We start from the raw sequence: 12,644 nt of genomic DNA on the forward strand, positions 1-12,644 counted from the left end.
AAACCATTAAAGCGGTTCATAGGGCTTATGTCCGGAGTTAGGTACTTTCTGACTCCGACACATGCGCCCGCATAACCAACCGGACAAACGGGCATTCGGCTGCGGCGATACCCGGGAAAAAGTCAGCGAGCGAACATCTCTGCGGTCGCCGCCGCGCACGAACCCGGATAAGGTCCGTGGCGGTGTGCCGGGAAGTCTGGTCGGCGAGTGGATTCCTGCCGTCCTGATTCCCGAGGTGAGCACCGCAGATGACCTCCCCCCCGCCGGAGCGGCGGCCGAAGGCGCGACTGTTCTCGCGATCGACCTGGCCCGAGGCCCGGCACCTGGCCGACGTGCTGCGTACCGAGACGGTCGGTGGCGCGTTGCTGCTGCTCGGCGCCGTGTCAGCGCTGATCTGGGCCAACTCGCCCTGGTCCGACTCGTACACCCGGCTCGGCGGCTGGGTGCCCTGGCCCGGCGGCGCGCCCTGGCACCTCGACCTGGACCTGGCCAGCTGGGCGGCGGACGGCCTGTTGGCCATCTTCTTCTTCGTGGTGGGCCTGGAGCTCAAGCGGGAGTTCGTCGCCGGCGAACTCCGCGACCCGCGCAGGGCGGCGCTGCCCGTGGTGGCCGCCCTCGGCGGCATGCTGCTGCCGGCGCTGATCTACGTGGCGGTCGTGGTAACCGCCGGCGGGGCAGGGCTGCGCGGCTGGGCCATTCCGACCGCCACCGACATCGCCTTCGCGCTCGCCGTGCTGGCGCTGGTCAGCTCCCACCTACCCCAGGGGCTACGCGCGTTCCTGCTCACCCTCGCCGTGGTCGACGACCTGTTCGCCATCACCATCATCGCGGTCTTCTACACCGCCGACTTCCGTCCCGTTGCGCTGCTCGCGGCGCTGGCGCCGATCGGGCTCTTCGCGTTGCTGGTGCAGCGCGGCCGTACCTGGTGGTGGGCGCTGATCCCACTCGCGGCCACTGCCTGGGCCTTGGTGCACGCCTCCGGTGTGCACGCCACGGTGGCCGGTGTGCTGCTCGGCTTCACGGTCCCGGTGCTGGCCCGCCGACCGGCCGGGGCCGCCGGCGGTACGAGGTCGGACGAGGGCGGACTCGCCGCGCACCTGGAGCACCGCTGGCGGCCGGTGTCGGCCGGCATCGCGGTGCCGATCTTCGCGCTGTTCGCCGCCGGGGTCACCCTGCGCGGCACCGACCTGGGCGCGCTACTGACCGACCCGGTGGTGATCGCCATCGTCGCCGGACTGGTGCTCGGCAAGAGCATCGGCATCTTCGGCTCGACGTACCTGCTGGCCCGGTTCACCCGCGCCGAGCTGGACGAGGACATCACCTGGTCGGACCTGCGCGGGATCGCCCTGCTGGCCGGCGTCGGGTTCACCGTGTCGCTGCTCATCGGCGACCTGGCCTTCGGCACGGGCAGCACGACCGACGACCGGGTCAAGGTGGCCGTGCTGCTCGGGTCGGTGATCTCCGCCGGGCTGGCCGCCGCGGTGCTCGTCCGCCGCAACGCCACGTACCGCGAGGTGGCGGAGCGGGAGCGGCTGGACGCCGACGGCGACGGCGTACCCGACGTCTACCAGCGACCCGCCGAGCGCTGAGCGCGGCCGGCGGGTCGGGAACCGACTCCGGTCAGTGGCGGCGTTCGGCGGGCGGCAGGTCCTCGGTCTCGTCGACCAGCGCTTCGGCCGCCGGTGCGGTGAGGTCGTCGCCCGGCACCGCCACCGCCTCGGCACGATCCTGCTCGTCGGGCTTCCCGCGGGGCGGCGGCTCGGGAGCGGTGGGGTCACCGGAAAAGCCGTACTCGTTCGGTTCGTCGTGCCGGCTCATGTGGTTATCCTCCCGTTTTCCCCGGTTTCGCCTCTAACGCCAACGGTAGGTGCTGATCGTCGACTGCGCAGCGCGCCGGGGATTGTCGCCCGGACCACGGCGGCCGGGTGTTCAATGCCGCCCCGAGCAGCTGCCGCAGGGCGATGATCGCCGCCGCGCCGGCCAGACCGTTCCAGCCCGGATCACCGGCGAGCCGGAGCAGGCCGGCCGCGGTCAGCAGGTCCAGCAGGACCCGAACGGCGGTCCGGAGCGCCACGGTGGTGAGCGCGATGACCACACCGACGACCAGGGCCAGCGCGGTGACCACCGTGGCCAGGGTGCCGATCACGTGCGGCGCTCCCGCTCGGCGACCTGCCGCTGCTCCTGGCCGATCTCCCGGCCCAGGAAGTAGTTGAGGGCCGTCCGGATCGTGGCGATCGCCGCGAGTTGGCCGATCTGGTTGAACGACGGGGACACCGCGGTCCGCAGCACGTCGGCCGCCAACTGGAATTCGAGACCGAGGGTCAGAAACCGGCCCAGCGAGAGCCGGATCGGGGTGAAGACGGCGGCGGTGCGGTGTCGTAGCCCTTCGACCACGAACCGCACCGCCGCCCAGACCGCGCCGACGAAGATCACCAGAGCGCCGGCCACCTCCACCACGGCAACCAGCACCTGGTCGCCGTGTCGCAACAGCTCGGCCGGCTCCACCCCGGGCCGTTACCCGCCCTCGGGGCGGCTAGTCGGCGCTCAGGTCAGCTCGTTCACCGCCTCCAGGATCAGCCAGAGCCCCGAGATGGCGAACAGGATCGCGGCACCGTACTTGATGACCTTCTCCGGCAGCCGGCGACCGAGCATCCGGCCGACCAGGATGGCAAGCGCGTCCGCCGCGACCATGCCGATGGTGGAGCCGAGCCAGGTGCCGAACCAGCCGTACTTGGTGGCGAGCGTGATCGTGGCGAGCATCGTCTTGTCGCCCAACTCGGCCAGGAAGAACGCCACCGACACCGCCACGATCGCGGTCTTGCTGGTCTTCTCCGCCTTGCGCTTCTCCTCCTCGGTGAGCTTGTCCCCGCGCAGGGTCCACGCACCGAAACCGAGGAACGCCACGCCGGCCACCAGGGAGATCCAGTCGGTGGGCAGCACCGCACCGAGACCCACACCGATGGCGACCGACGCCAGGTGCACCACCGCAGTGGCGACGGTGATGCCGATCAGCACCGGGATCGGCTTGAACCGCGTGGCGAAGGTCAACGCCATCAACTGGGACTTGTCCCCCAGCTCGGCGACGAAAATGACGCCGAAGCTGATGACCAGCGCGGCGAAAAATCCCTCCATGACATCCTTCCCGTTCAATGCCGGGAGGAGGTACAGGGGCGCCCTCGACCCGGCTGCAACAGCCTGAGTCGAAGGTCTCGCCCGCCCCGGAAACCCGAGGCCGCGTGGCCGGATGCGGAACGCACCAGTATGTCGACCACGACATTGGGGGCTACTCCCCTTCGCGCGACCAGCCTAACCGATCACCGCGGGCCCGGTCGGGGTGGGTGGAAAGGCTCACCGTGCCCGGGCCAGCGTGACCCCGAAGAGCCCGTCCACGTCGGTCCAGAACTCCGTCGTGACGAAGCCGGCCGTGGTCAGCTCCGCGGCGATCCCCTCCGGGTGGAACTTCGCCGAGACCTCGGTACGGAGTTGCTCCCCCGCGGCGAAGTCGACGGTCATGTCCAGGGTCCGCACCTGCACACGCATCGGGCGGGTCGCCCGCAACCGCATCTCGATCCACTCCTGGGCCGGGTCCCAGAGAGCGACGTGCGCGAACGCCCCCGGGTCGAAGTCGGCGTCCAACTCCCGATTGATCACGTGCAGCACATTGCGGTTGAACTCGGCGGTGACCCCGGCGGCGTCGTCGTACGCGGGCACGATCACCGACGGGTCCTTGACCAGGTCGGTGCCGAGCAACAGCCAGTCGCCAACCTCCAGCGCGGCGCGCATCGCCGTCAGGAACTCGGCCCGCTCGGCGGGCAGCAGGTTGCCGATGGTGCCGCCGAGGAACACCACCAGCCGACGGCCGCCGGTGGGCAGCCGGTCCAGTTGCCGGGTGAAGTCACCGACGATGCCCCGGACCCGCAGGCTCGGATAGTCGGCGGCGATCTGGGCGGTGGACCCCCGCAGCGCGCTCACCGACACGTCGAGCGGGACGAACGTGCCCAGCCCGCCCCGACGGGCGAACGCGTCCAGCAGCAGCCGAGTCTTGTCCGACGAACCGGAGCCCAACTCGATCAGGGTCTTGGCCCCGGTCAGCTCCGCGATGTCGGGGGCGTGCGCGGCCAGCACGGCCCGTTCGGCCCGGGTCGGGTAGTACTCGGGAAGTCGGGTGATCTCCTCGAACAGCTCGCTGCCCCGGGCGTCGTAGAACCACTTCGGGGGCAGCCACTTCTGCCCGGCGCTCAGACCGGCCCGGACGTCGTCGCGCAGGCCGCGCTCCAGGTCACGCTCCTCGAGGTAGATCTCCAGCGGTTCCGCGGTCATCGGTTCGCCTCTCTGCTCGATCAACCGTTGCGTGCCCGACCGGTGCGCTCACCGGATCGGCAGTGGACGTACCAGCACCTCTCCCGGGGCGGCGGTGACCAGATGCCCCTCCGGCACCACCCGCCACCCGGGATCGTCGTCGTGCGGCTCGGAGGCGAGCAGCACCGAACCCGGCGCCTCGCGTACCGACAGCGCGTGCCCGGCCACGCTGGCCACCACCCGGCGGCCATCGGTGAGCAGCAGGTTGAGCCGGGACCCGGGGGCAGCCGCGGCGACGTCGGCCACCGTCCGCCCGACCGCCTCGGCCGGGTCCTCGCCAGCACGCAGCCGATGCCGCACCAACGCCCAGAGCAGCGCCGAGTCGGTGGCGGCGTCCAAGGTGAGCAGGTCGCGCACCGGCAGGTCGGCGGCGAGCGGCACCACGGCGTCCGGCCAGCCGCGGACCACACCGTTGTGGCTGAACAACCACCGCCCCTCGGCGAAGGGCGCGGCCGCGCCGTCGAGCACCGCCATCCCGACGGTGGCCGAGCGCACCGCCGCGAGTAGCGCACCGCTGCGGGTCACCGCGGCAAGCTGAGCGATGGTCGGGTCGCTCCAGATCGGCTGCGCCCGCCGATAACGCACCGGCTCACCATCGCCCGGGTACCAGCCGACCCCGAACCCGTCGGCGTTGATGGTGCCGCCGCCGCGCATGTCGCGGGGCGCCCACGACTGCCGCGCCAGCGAGTGCGCGGGGTCGAACAGAACCTCGGCCAGAGTGACCGGCGGCCCCAGGTAGGCCAGGTGGCGACACATCAGCGCACCCCGCCCGCCGGGCCGCCGCCCGCGCGGTGACTCACCGGTACGACTCCTCCGGTCGGGCATCACGGGCGCAACGGAAACCGCTGAAGATCTGCCGGCGGATCGGATAGTCCCAGTTGCGGAAGGTGCCCCGGCAGGCCGAACGGTCGGTGCCGAACGAGCCACCGCGCAACACCCGGTGGTCGTCGCCGAAGAAGACCTCCGAGTATTCGCGGTAGGGAAACGCGGTGAAGCCGGGATGCCCCTTGAACGTGGTCGACGTCCACTCCCACACGTCACCGATGAGCTGGTGCACACCCAACGGCGAGGCACCAGCCGGGTACGCGCCCACCGGCGCCGGCCGCAGATGGCGTTGGTCGAGGTTGGCGTGGGCCTCGGTCGGGTCGTCATCGCCCCAGGGGTAACGGCGGGACCGACCGGTCTCCGGATCCCACCGGGCCGCCTTCTCCCACTCCGCCTCGGTCGGCAGCCGCTTGCCGGCCCACGCCGCGTACGCCTGCGCCTCGTACCAGCACACGTGCACCACCGGCTCGTCGGCGCGGACCCGACCCCACTGGCCGAAGCGCCGGTACGACCACTCGTCGCCGTCACGGCGCCAGTGCATCGGCGCGCTGAGCCGCTCCCGAAGCCGATGTGCCCACCCGGCCGGGCTCCACCAGCGCTGATCGGTGTAGCCGCCGTCGGCGATGAAGGCTGCGTACTGACCATTGGTGACCGGAGCGGCGTCGATGACGTACGCCGGCAGGTCGACGCGGTGCGCGGGACGTTCGTTGTCCAGAGCCCACGGGTCGGTGTCGGTGCCCATCATGAAATCGCCGGCCGGCACCAGCACCTCCGCGCCGACCCGAACGGACGGCTCGGGCGGCGGCGGAGCGTGCAGCACCGCCGACCCCGAGCGCAGTTGGTGGGTGGCGAGCATGGTCTCGTCGTGCTGCTGCTCGTGCTGGACGATCATGCCGAAGGCGAACCCGTCGGCGACCAGCGGCCGCTCGGTGAACGCCACCGCGTCGAGCAGGTCGTGCACCTTGTCCCGGACGGTGCCCAGGTAGGCGCGCGCCTCGGCGGGCGGCAGCAACGGCAGCGCGGGGCGATCCCGTCGCGGCTGCTTGAACGCGTCGTAAAGCTCGTCGATGTCGCACCGGACCGGCTCGCGGCCCCCGACGTCGCGGACCAGCCAGAGCTCCTCCTGGTTGCCCACGTGGGCAAGGTCCCAGACCAGCGGCGACATCAGCGGTGAGTGTTGGCGCATCAGGTCGGCGTCGTCGACCACCTCGGTCAGCAGCATGGTGCGGGAGCGGGCCCGGGCCAACTCCGCCGCGATCCGCTCACGCAACTGCTCCCCGTCGACGTGTTCCCTCGTGCTCGCGGTCACGGCGTCACCTTTCGTTCGCGACTGCGGGGCTGTCGATTCGCGGCGGCCAGCCGTCGTCGTACGCCTCGCTGGATCTCGTCGTGGATGCCGGCCGGCAGGTCCAGCCGGGGCAGCGTGGTCAGGGCCAGGTCGAGCAGCGCCGCCGCGGCGGCAGCCAGCGCCGGGTCGGCGAGGCCGTGGCGAGCGGCGGCCGACCAGCGGTGTGCCACCGGTGCGGCGATCGCGTACGCCGCGCGCACCGTGCCCGGGTCGGTGAACAGGGCGGTCAGCACCGCCAGCGGGAGCCGCCAGTCCCGGTCGGGTTGGGCGTCCAGGTAGCGCAGCTCCAGGTAGCCGCGCGGCCGCACGGGCGGAAAGAGGGTGCTCACGTGGTAGTCGAGGTCGTCGGTGGTCGGCGGGCGGGGCAGTGCGCCGTCGAGCCAGTCGGCGAACGTCACGTTCGGGGGCGGTGCCCAGTCGGGGCCCTGCCGGCGCAGGCAGAGCAGCGGCGCGGCGAGCACATAGCGGATCCAGCTGGCGGTCGGGTCCTCGTCGACATCGCCGGGCATCCAGACCGGGCGGGTGCGGGCCGGATCGATGGCCAGCCAGGCGGCCATCCGCGCGGAAGCCCACCCGGTGCGGCGCCCGGCGTGCCGGCTGGCCGAGGCGAACACCGCGAGCAGCGGCGGCCCGACCGCGTGGGCGGCCGCCCAACGGGCCGCGACCTGCTCCGGCTCGCCGGCGTCGAGGCAGACCTGCAGGCCGGCGGTGCTGTACATCATCGTGCGGCCGGCCGGACCGTGCCGGTCGAAGGCGCCGCGCATCGCGCGGTAGCGGGGAGTTTCCAACACCGGGCGGGGCCGTCGGTGTGGGTCGATGCCGCTGCGGCCGAGGATCAGCCCGGCGGCGGCCAGCAGGTCGGTGACCTGGGCGATGTCGGCCTCGGTGGCCTGGATCAACGCGGTGACCGAGGGGCGGGGCGGGGTGGAGATCTCCAACTGGCCACCCGGCTCCAGGGTCACCATGCCGCCGTGTCGCAGCGGCTCGGCCGGGCTGGTGGCATCAAGCGTGGCGGGGCTGTGCCGCCCGAGCGCCGCTCGCAGCCGCGTCGGGTCGACGGGGCGGGCGGGATCGGCGGCGTCGTGCACGGTCCATTCCAGTTCGACGCCGGTGAGTGTCGGTGGGCCGGTCTTGAAGCAGATCCGGGCGAGGTGCCGGCCTGCGGCTGCGGACTCGCGCAGGATGGCGCTGCGGTCCAGCTCGGGTGACGTCACCAACGGTCGGGGCCCCCTCTCCGTCTGCCGGCTCCGGGACACTGTGCCACCGTAAACCCGCCCACCGACACCGTCGGGGGCGTGTACGACGCCACCAACCTCTGTCTAACAGACGAATTTCCCGTGCAGGGCGGAACGGAAACGCGCCAGCCGCCGACCATTTACCTCGGGGCGGGGTGGCCCGTCGGTGGGGGTGAGGGCTTGGGCTTCACCGATTCGGACGGCTTGGGCTCGGGCACCAACCGCTGGCAGTACGCCTCCACCTGGTCGGCGCTGCCGGCGGCGGTCACCAGCCTCTTGAAGGCCGGCGTCCGCAGCGCCTTCTCCCGCTGCTCGGGCTTCTTGGCCTGCCAGGCGCGGCAGAGGCCGTGCAACTGGCCCTCGGGCGGGGTGTGAGCCGGCGGGGTGCCGGGAGGCGGCATGCCGGGGGACGGTGGGCCTTGGGACGGCGTGCCGGGCGACGGCGTGCCCGGGGACGGCGACCGTCTGGGGTCGCCGGACGTGGACGCCCCCGTATCAGGGGTCGGTGACGTGCTGGTCGGCGCCGGCGGGACCGGGTCCGGCGCCCAGTCCCGGGTGGTGACCGCGGCGAAGGCGGCGCCCGCCGTGGCGGTGGCCGCCACGGCGCCGATCCAGGCCACCGCGCCGGTGGTCAGCCGACGACGGCGCGGCCGGTGCGGCACCGAGGGCGCCGGGTTCTCCCGGGCGGCCCGGAACGCGGCCAGCGCGGCTTCCTCGCCAACCAGCTCTCCGGGCCGGATCGGGCCGGCGGCCGCGGCGAGCAACCCGGCCACCGGCTCGGCTGGGGCAGGCACGCGGACCTGAGGTGACGTCACGTCCCCGACGGGCGGCGTGGCGCGGCGGACCTGATCCGACGTGGTGGCCACGGTGGCGCGGGCCGAGTCGAGCAGCCGTTCGGTCTCGGCGTGGTCGGCCCGCCGGAACGGGTTCATCCAGAATCCCCTCACGTCAGCCGTCCGCCGGCTCGGCGTGCGGTGCCCGCAGGGATGGGCCGCTGCCCGTACGGGGCGGCGGTATGCCCTCGACCCCGACCGACGGCTCGGCCGCGGCCTGCCGCTCCAGCAGGGCTGCGAGCCGTCGCAAACCTCGGTGGGCGGCGGTCCGGACGGCACCGGCCCGGCGGCCCAGCACCCGACCGGCGGATCCCGCGTCCAGCCCGATCACGGCCCTCAGCAGGACTGCTTCGGCCTCGCGGCGAGGGAGGGTGGCGATCAGCGCCAGGGCGGTCTCGGTGCCGATCGTCTCGCTGGCGCCCTCGGCCGTGTCCTCGTCGCTGGCCAGGTCGACGAGCGCCTGCACCGGGACCGGCAGGGACGGTCGGCGGCGCAGCCGGCGCAGGTGGTCCATCGCCCGGTTGCGGGCGATCGTGACGGTCCAGGCGCGGAATTCGCCACCGGTGAAGTTGGGCAGGTCGCGGGAGATCTGCAGCCAGGTTTCGGAGGCGACGTCCTCGGCGTCCGCGCCGACGAGGGCGGTCAGATACCGCAGCAGACCCGGCTGCAGGCTGCGGTAGAGAAGACGGAACGCGTCCTCGTCTCCGGCCTGCGCCGCGCTGACCGCCTCCGACAGCTCGACGGTCATCCGCAGCCCGCGCAGTGTCCGGCGGGTGCCGGCCCGATCGGCCACGGTGCGCCAGACCACGCGGTGCGAATCGTCCGCCCGATCAGCACCCGCACCGCCCTCCGCCGATCTGATCCCATCCGTCGGGCGGACCCGAGCCGGGCTAACGCTAGGACGGGCCCAGCGGCACGACAAGTCGGCACCTCGTCACGGAAGAGTGACAATTATCTGCCCTGCGGGACGGCGTGTCGCCGTCACGGCCTGTAACCGAGGGGCGCGGACCGCCTCTGGAGGCGCTCTGTCGCCACCGTCCGGCACCCGTACGTCGAAATATGTCGGGTTTCGTCACGGCAAGTCGTCACGCCGTCACAGAGACGCAGCGTCCACACAGGTCAGGCCGGATGAACCGACCCGTATCACTCGTTCGGCCGACCGGCCGTGATGCACCCCCGCGCGCCACTCTGGGTACGGTATTGCGGTGTTGTCATCGGAGGTCGTGCTCAGCGGTCGGTACCGCTTGGACGAACGTGTCGCCACCGGCGGTATGGGCGACGTCTGGCGTGGCTCAGACCTGATCCTCGGCCGGCAGGTCGCGGTCAAGGTTCTGCTGCCAGCACTGGTCTCCGACCCCGACTTCATCGCCCGGTTCCGGGCCGAGGCCCGGATCATGGCGGCGCTGCGGCACCCCGGCATCGTGCAGGTCTTCGACTGCGGAGCCGACGACCTGCCCGACGGCGGTCGGGCGGACTACCTGGTCATGGAGTTCGTCGCCGGCGAGCCGTTGTCCAAGCGGATCGAGACGGCCGGCCGACTCGACGTGGCCGAGACGATGTCGGTCGTGGCCCAGGCGGCCGCGGCACTGAACGCGGCGCACCGCGGCGGCATCGTGCACCGCGACGTCAAGCCCAGCAACCTGCTGGTCCACGAGGACGGCACGGTTGTCCTGGTCGACTTCGGCGTGGCCCGTTCCACCGACATCACCAGCATCACCAGCACCAACGCGGTGCCCGGCACCGCCCTCTACATGGCCCCCGAGCAGGCCGCCGGCCGGCCGGTCAGCGGTGCCACCGACATCTACGCGCTGGGCGCGGTCACCTACTGCTGCCTCACCGGCAGTCCGCCGTTCACCGGCGACAACCCGCTCCAGGTTGCCGTTCGACACCTGGACGACGAGCCGCCGGAGCTGCCGAACGAGATCCCGGAGGCGGTCCGCGCTCTGGTGTCCCGGGCCCTGGCCAAGGACCCGCAGGATCGATTCTCCAGCGGCGCGGCGATGGCCGAGGCCGCTCGGACCGCGGTCACCGGCGGCGAGCCGCCGACAGCGATGGCGGCAGCCGTCCCGCTGCGTGATGCCGGGCCGGGCACCCGCACCGACGTGCCGGCCGGCGCGGCGGTGGCGACTGGGCCCCATGCCGGGCGTCAGCGACGGCGTGGGCCGCTGGTCGGCGCGGGGGTGGCCGTGCTGGTCGCGCTGGTCGGGCTCGGCGCGGCACTGGGCGCGGCACGCAATGCCGGCGACGATCCGGCGGTCAAACTGCCGACCACCTCGCCGACGGTGACACCGACTGGCCCGCTGGACCTGCCGGCGGCGAACGAGCACTTCCCCAGCGCCGACCCGGGTCGGCCCGACCGGCCGCCGGCGCCCGGCGTCTCCCCGTCCGTCTCGGTCTCCACCACGGCGAGCACGCAGCCCAGCCAGACATCCAGCCCGCCGACGCCGACGGTGACGCCGACGATGACAGCCCCGCCGACCACTCCCCCGACGAATGAACCTCCGACGACCCCGCCTGCATCTCCCGAGCCGAGCACCCCGGAGAGCCCGACGAGCGCCCCGGGCGGGTCGGAGGCCGGCTGAGGGCGGCTCTTTCGCCCGCCGCGACAGCCCCACCAGCACCGATATCCCCAAAACGGACTTGAGGAGTCGAAAGCGCCTCTAGGCTCGCAACAGGCTATTTCCACCAACTGCTGCGGGAGCCTGGGTGAGCGCTGAAAAGCTGGTCGTGATCGGTCAGGGGTACGTCGGACTGCCGCTGGCAATGCGCGCCGTCGAGGCAGGGCTGGACGTCGTCGGCCTCGACGTCGACGCCGACCGGGTGAAGCGTCTCGCTTCCGGCGAGTCGTTCGTCGAGGACATCCCGACCGACCGGCTGGGCCGGGCGTTGGGGAGTGGCCGGTACAACCCCAGCACGGAGTACACCGATGCCGAAGGCTTCGACATCTGCGTCATCACCGTCCCGACGCCGCTGCGCGACGGCACTCCCGACCTGAGCTTCGTCGAGCAGGCCGGCGTCGGCATCGGCCCGTACGTACGCCCGGGCTGCACGGTGATCCTGGAGTCGACCACCTACCCCGGCACCACCGAGGAACTGCTGCGCCCGCTGTTGGAGTCGGCGAGCGGGCTGCGCAGCCCCGGCGACTTCCATCTCGGCTACAGCCCGGAGCGGATCGACCCGGGCAACCCGACCTGGCGGCTGGAGAACACCCCGAAGGTGGTCTCCGGCGTGGACCCGACGTCACTGGCCAGGGTCGACGAGTTCTACCAGCGCCTCGTGGAACACACCGTGCCGGTGGGCTCCACCCGCGTCGCCGAGCTGACCAAGCTGATCGAGAACACCTTCCGCCAGGTCAACATCGCGCTGATCAACGAGCTGACCATGCTCTCGCACCACCTCGACATCGACGTCTGGCAGGCGATCGACGCCGCCGAGACCAAGCCGTTCGGTTTCCTGCCGTTCCGGCCCGGACCCGGCGTCGGCGGGCACTGCCTGCCGATCGACCCGTGCTACCTCTCGTGGCAGGTCAAGCGCCGCCTCGGCCGGCAGTTCCGCTTCATCGAGCTGGCCAACGACATCAACCACGAGATGCCCGAGCACGTCGCGCAGCGCATCATGGCGGGGCTGAACCGGAACGGCCGTGCGGTCAGCGGCGCCCGGCTGCTGCTGCTCGGACTGGCGTACAAGAAGAACACCGGCGACATGCGGGACTCCCCCGCTGTCGACGTGGCCCGCCGGCTGCAGGCCCTCGGGGCCGAGGTCCACGCGGTCGAGCCGTACGCCGAGGCGCACCAGATCCCGGCCGGAGTCACCGTGGTCGGTCTCACCGAGCGGGAGGTGCGCGCCGCGGACGGGGTGGTGGTGGTCACCGACCACGACACCTTCGACTACGACCTGGTGGTCCAGCACGCCACGTACGTCTTCGACACCCGCAACCGGTGCGTCGGCCCGATGGTCGAGCGCCTGTAGGCCCGGCACCGCTGGCCGGTCCCGCCGCCGGGGAAGACGGCGGGGCCGGCCGGCGGATGTCCGTCCGTTCGCCCC

Annotated in this window: 13 protein-coding genes; 3 read left to right on the forward strand and 10 right to left on the reverse strand. The window is 72.3% G+C overall.

Translation table 11 applies throughout. The features are described 5' to 3' along the window. Window positions 1-248 precede the first annotated feature (248 nt). Window positions 249-1,589: a Na+/H+ antiporter NhaA gene (gene nhaA, locus HNR20_RS31275; protein WP_184187473.1), complete on the forward strand. Its 1,341-nt coding sequence runs from the start codon at window positions 249-251 to the stop codon at window positions 1,587-1,589. A gap of 31 nt (window positions 1,590-1,620) precedes the next feature. On the opposite strand, the gene HNR20_RS31280 is transcribed toward nhaA, so the two are convergent. The 10 genes from HNR20_RS31280 to HNR20_RS31325 form a co-directional block, all read right to left on the reverse strand. Next, entirely contained in the window at window positions 1,621-1,818 is a 198-nt protein-coding gene (locus HNR20_RS31280) for a hypothetical protein (RefSeq protein ID WP_184187476.1), read from the reverse strand. Window positions 1,819-1,822: 4 nt separating this feature from the next. Further along, window positions 1,823-2,146, reverse strand: a complete 324-nt coding sequence (locus tag HNR20_RS31285) for a hypothetical protein (RefSeq protein WP_184187479.1) — start codon at window positions 2,144-2,146, stop codon at window positions 1,823-1,825. After that, a complete protein-coding gene (locus tag HNR20_RS31290) occupies window positions 2,143-2,505 on the reverse strand; it encodes a DUF1622 domain-containing protein (RefSeq protein ID WP_184187481.1) in 363 nt (120 codons plus the stop codon). Before HNR20_RS31290 ends, HNR20_RS31285 begins: the two co-directional genes overlap by 4 nt. Window positions 2,506-2,544: 39 nt before the next feature. Beyond that, window positions 2,545-3,132, reverse strand: a complete 588-nt coding sequence (locus tag HNR20_RS31295; protein ID WP_184187484.1) for a TMEM165/GDT1 family protein — start codon at window positions 3,130-3,132, stop codon at window positions 2,545-2,547. A gap of 216 nt (window positions 3,133-3,348) precedes the next feature. Continuing rightward, window positions 3,349-4,320 carry an L-histidine N(alpha)-methyltransferase gene (egtD, locus tag HNR20_RS31300; RefSeq protein ID WP_184187487.1) on the reverse strand — a complete coding sequence of 324 codons (972 nt, stop codon included), beginning with the start codon at window positions 4,318-4,320 and terminating at the stop codon, window positions 3,349-3,351. A gap of 48 nt (window positions 4,321-4,368) precedes the next feature. Next, a complete protein-coding gene (gene egtC, locus HNR20_RS31305; protein WP_184187489.1) occupies window positions 4,369-5,115 on the reverse strand; it encodes an ergothioneine biosynthesis protein EgtC in 747 nt (248 codons plus the stop codon). A 40-nt stretch (window positions 5,116-5,155) separates the two neighbouring features. Continuing rightward, a complete protein-coding gene (gene egtB, locus HNR20_RS31310; protein WP_184187492.1) occupies window positions 5,156-6,493 on the reverse strand; it encodes an ergothioneine biosynthesis protein EgtB in 1,338 nt (445 codons plus the stop codon). Next, window positions 6,490-7,749: an ergothioneine biosynthesis glutamate--cysteine ligase EgtA gene (gene egtA / locus HNR20_RS31315; protein ID WP_184189344.1), complete on the reverse strand. Its 1,260-nt coding sequence runs from the start codon at window positions 7,747-7,749 to the stop codon at window positions 6,490-6,492. The genes egtB and egtA overlap by 4 nt, the downstream gene beginning before the upstream one ends. A gap of 158 nt (window positions 7,750-7,907) precedes the next feature. Beyond that, entirely contained in the window at window positions 7,908-8,699 is a 792-nt protein-coding gene (locus HNR20_RS31320; RefSeq protein WP_184187495.1) for a hypothetical protein, read from the reverse strand. Window positions 8,700-8,715: 16 nt separating this feature from the next. Beyond that, window positions 8,716-9,348: an RNA polymerase sigma factor gene (locus HNR20_RS31325; RefSeq protein WP_184189347.1), complete on the reverse strand. Its 633-nt coding sequence runs from the start codon at window positions 9,346-9,348 to the stop codon at window positions 8,716-8,718. A gap of 457 nt (window positions 9,349-9,805) precedes the next feature. Between HNR20_RS31325 and HNR20_RS31330 the strand changes: the two genes are divergently transcribed. Together HNR20_RS31330 and HNR20_RS31335 are read left to right on the forward strand one after the other, a co-directional pair. Further along, the gene (locus HNR20_RS31330; RefSeq protein WP_184187497.1) at window positions 9,806-11,182 is read left to right on the forward strand and encodes a serine/threonine-protein kinase; all 1,377 of its coding nucleotides are present in this window, start codon (window positions 9,806-9,808) and stop codon (window positions 11,180-11,182) included. Window positions 11,183-11,306: 124 nt separating this feature from the next. Next, a complete protein-coding gene (locus tag HNR20_RS31335) occupies window positions 11,307-12,569 on the forward strand; it encodes a nucleotide sugar dehydrogenase (protein ID WP_184187500.1) in 1,263 nt (420 codons plus the stop codon). Window positions 12,570-12,644 lie beyond the last annotated feature (75 nt).

The sequence above is a fragment of the Micromonospora parathelypteridis genome (genome assembly GCF_014201145.1).
Lineage (GTDB): Bacteria > Actinomycetota > Actinomycetes > Mycobacteriales > Micromonosporaceae > Micromonospora > Micromonospora parathelypteridis.

Excerpts from the sequence above, each read along its gene's own strand:
- egtC (WP_184187489.1), bottom strand. The coding sequence starts at position 5,115 with ATGTGTCGCCACCTGGCCTACCTGGGGCCGCCGGTCACTCTGGCCGAG.
- egtD (WP_184187487.1), bottom strand. The coding sequence starts at position 4,320 with ATGACCGCGGAACCGCTGGAGATCTACCTCGAGGAGCGTGACCTGGAG.
- HNR20_RS31320 (WP_184187495.1), bottom strand. The coding sequence starts at position 8,699 with ATGAACCCGTTCCGGCGGGCCGACCACGCCGAGACCGAACGGCTGCTC.
- HNR20_RS31280 (WP_184187476.1), bottom strand. The coding sequence starts at position 1,818 with ATGAGCCGGCACGACGAACCGAACGAGTACGGCTTTTCCGGTGACCCC.
- HNR20_RS31295 (WP_184187484.1), bottom strand. The coding sequence starts at position 3,132 with ATGGAGGGATTTTTCGCCGCGCTGGTCATCAGCTTCGGCGTCATTTTC.
- HNR20_RS31325 (WP_184189347.1), bottom strand. The coding sequence starts at position 9,348 with ATGACCGTCGAGCTGTCGGAGGCGGTCAGCGCGGCGCAGGCCGGAGAC.
- nhaA (WP_184187473.1), top strand. The coding sequence starts at position 249 with ATGACCTCCCCCCCGCCGGAGCGGCGGCCGAAGGCGCGACTGTTCTCG.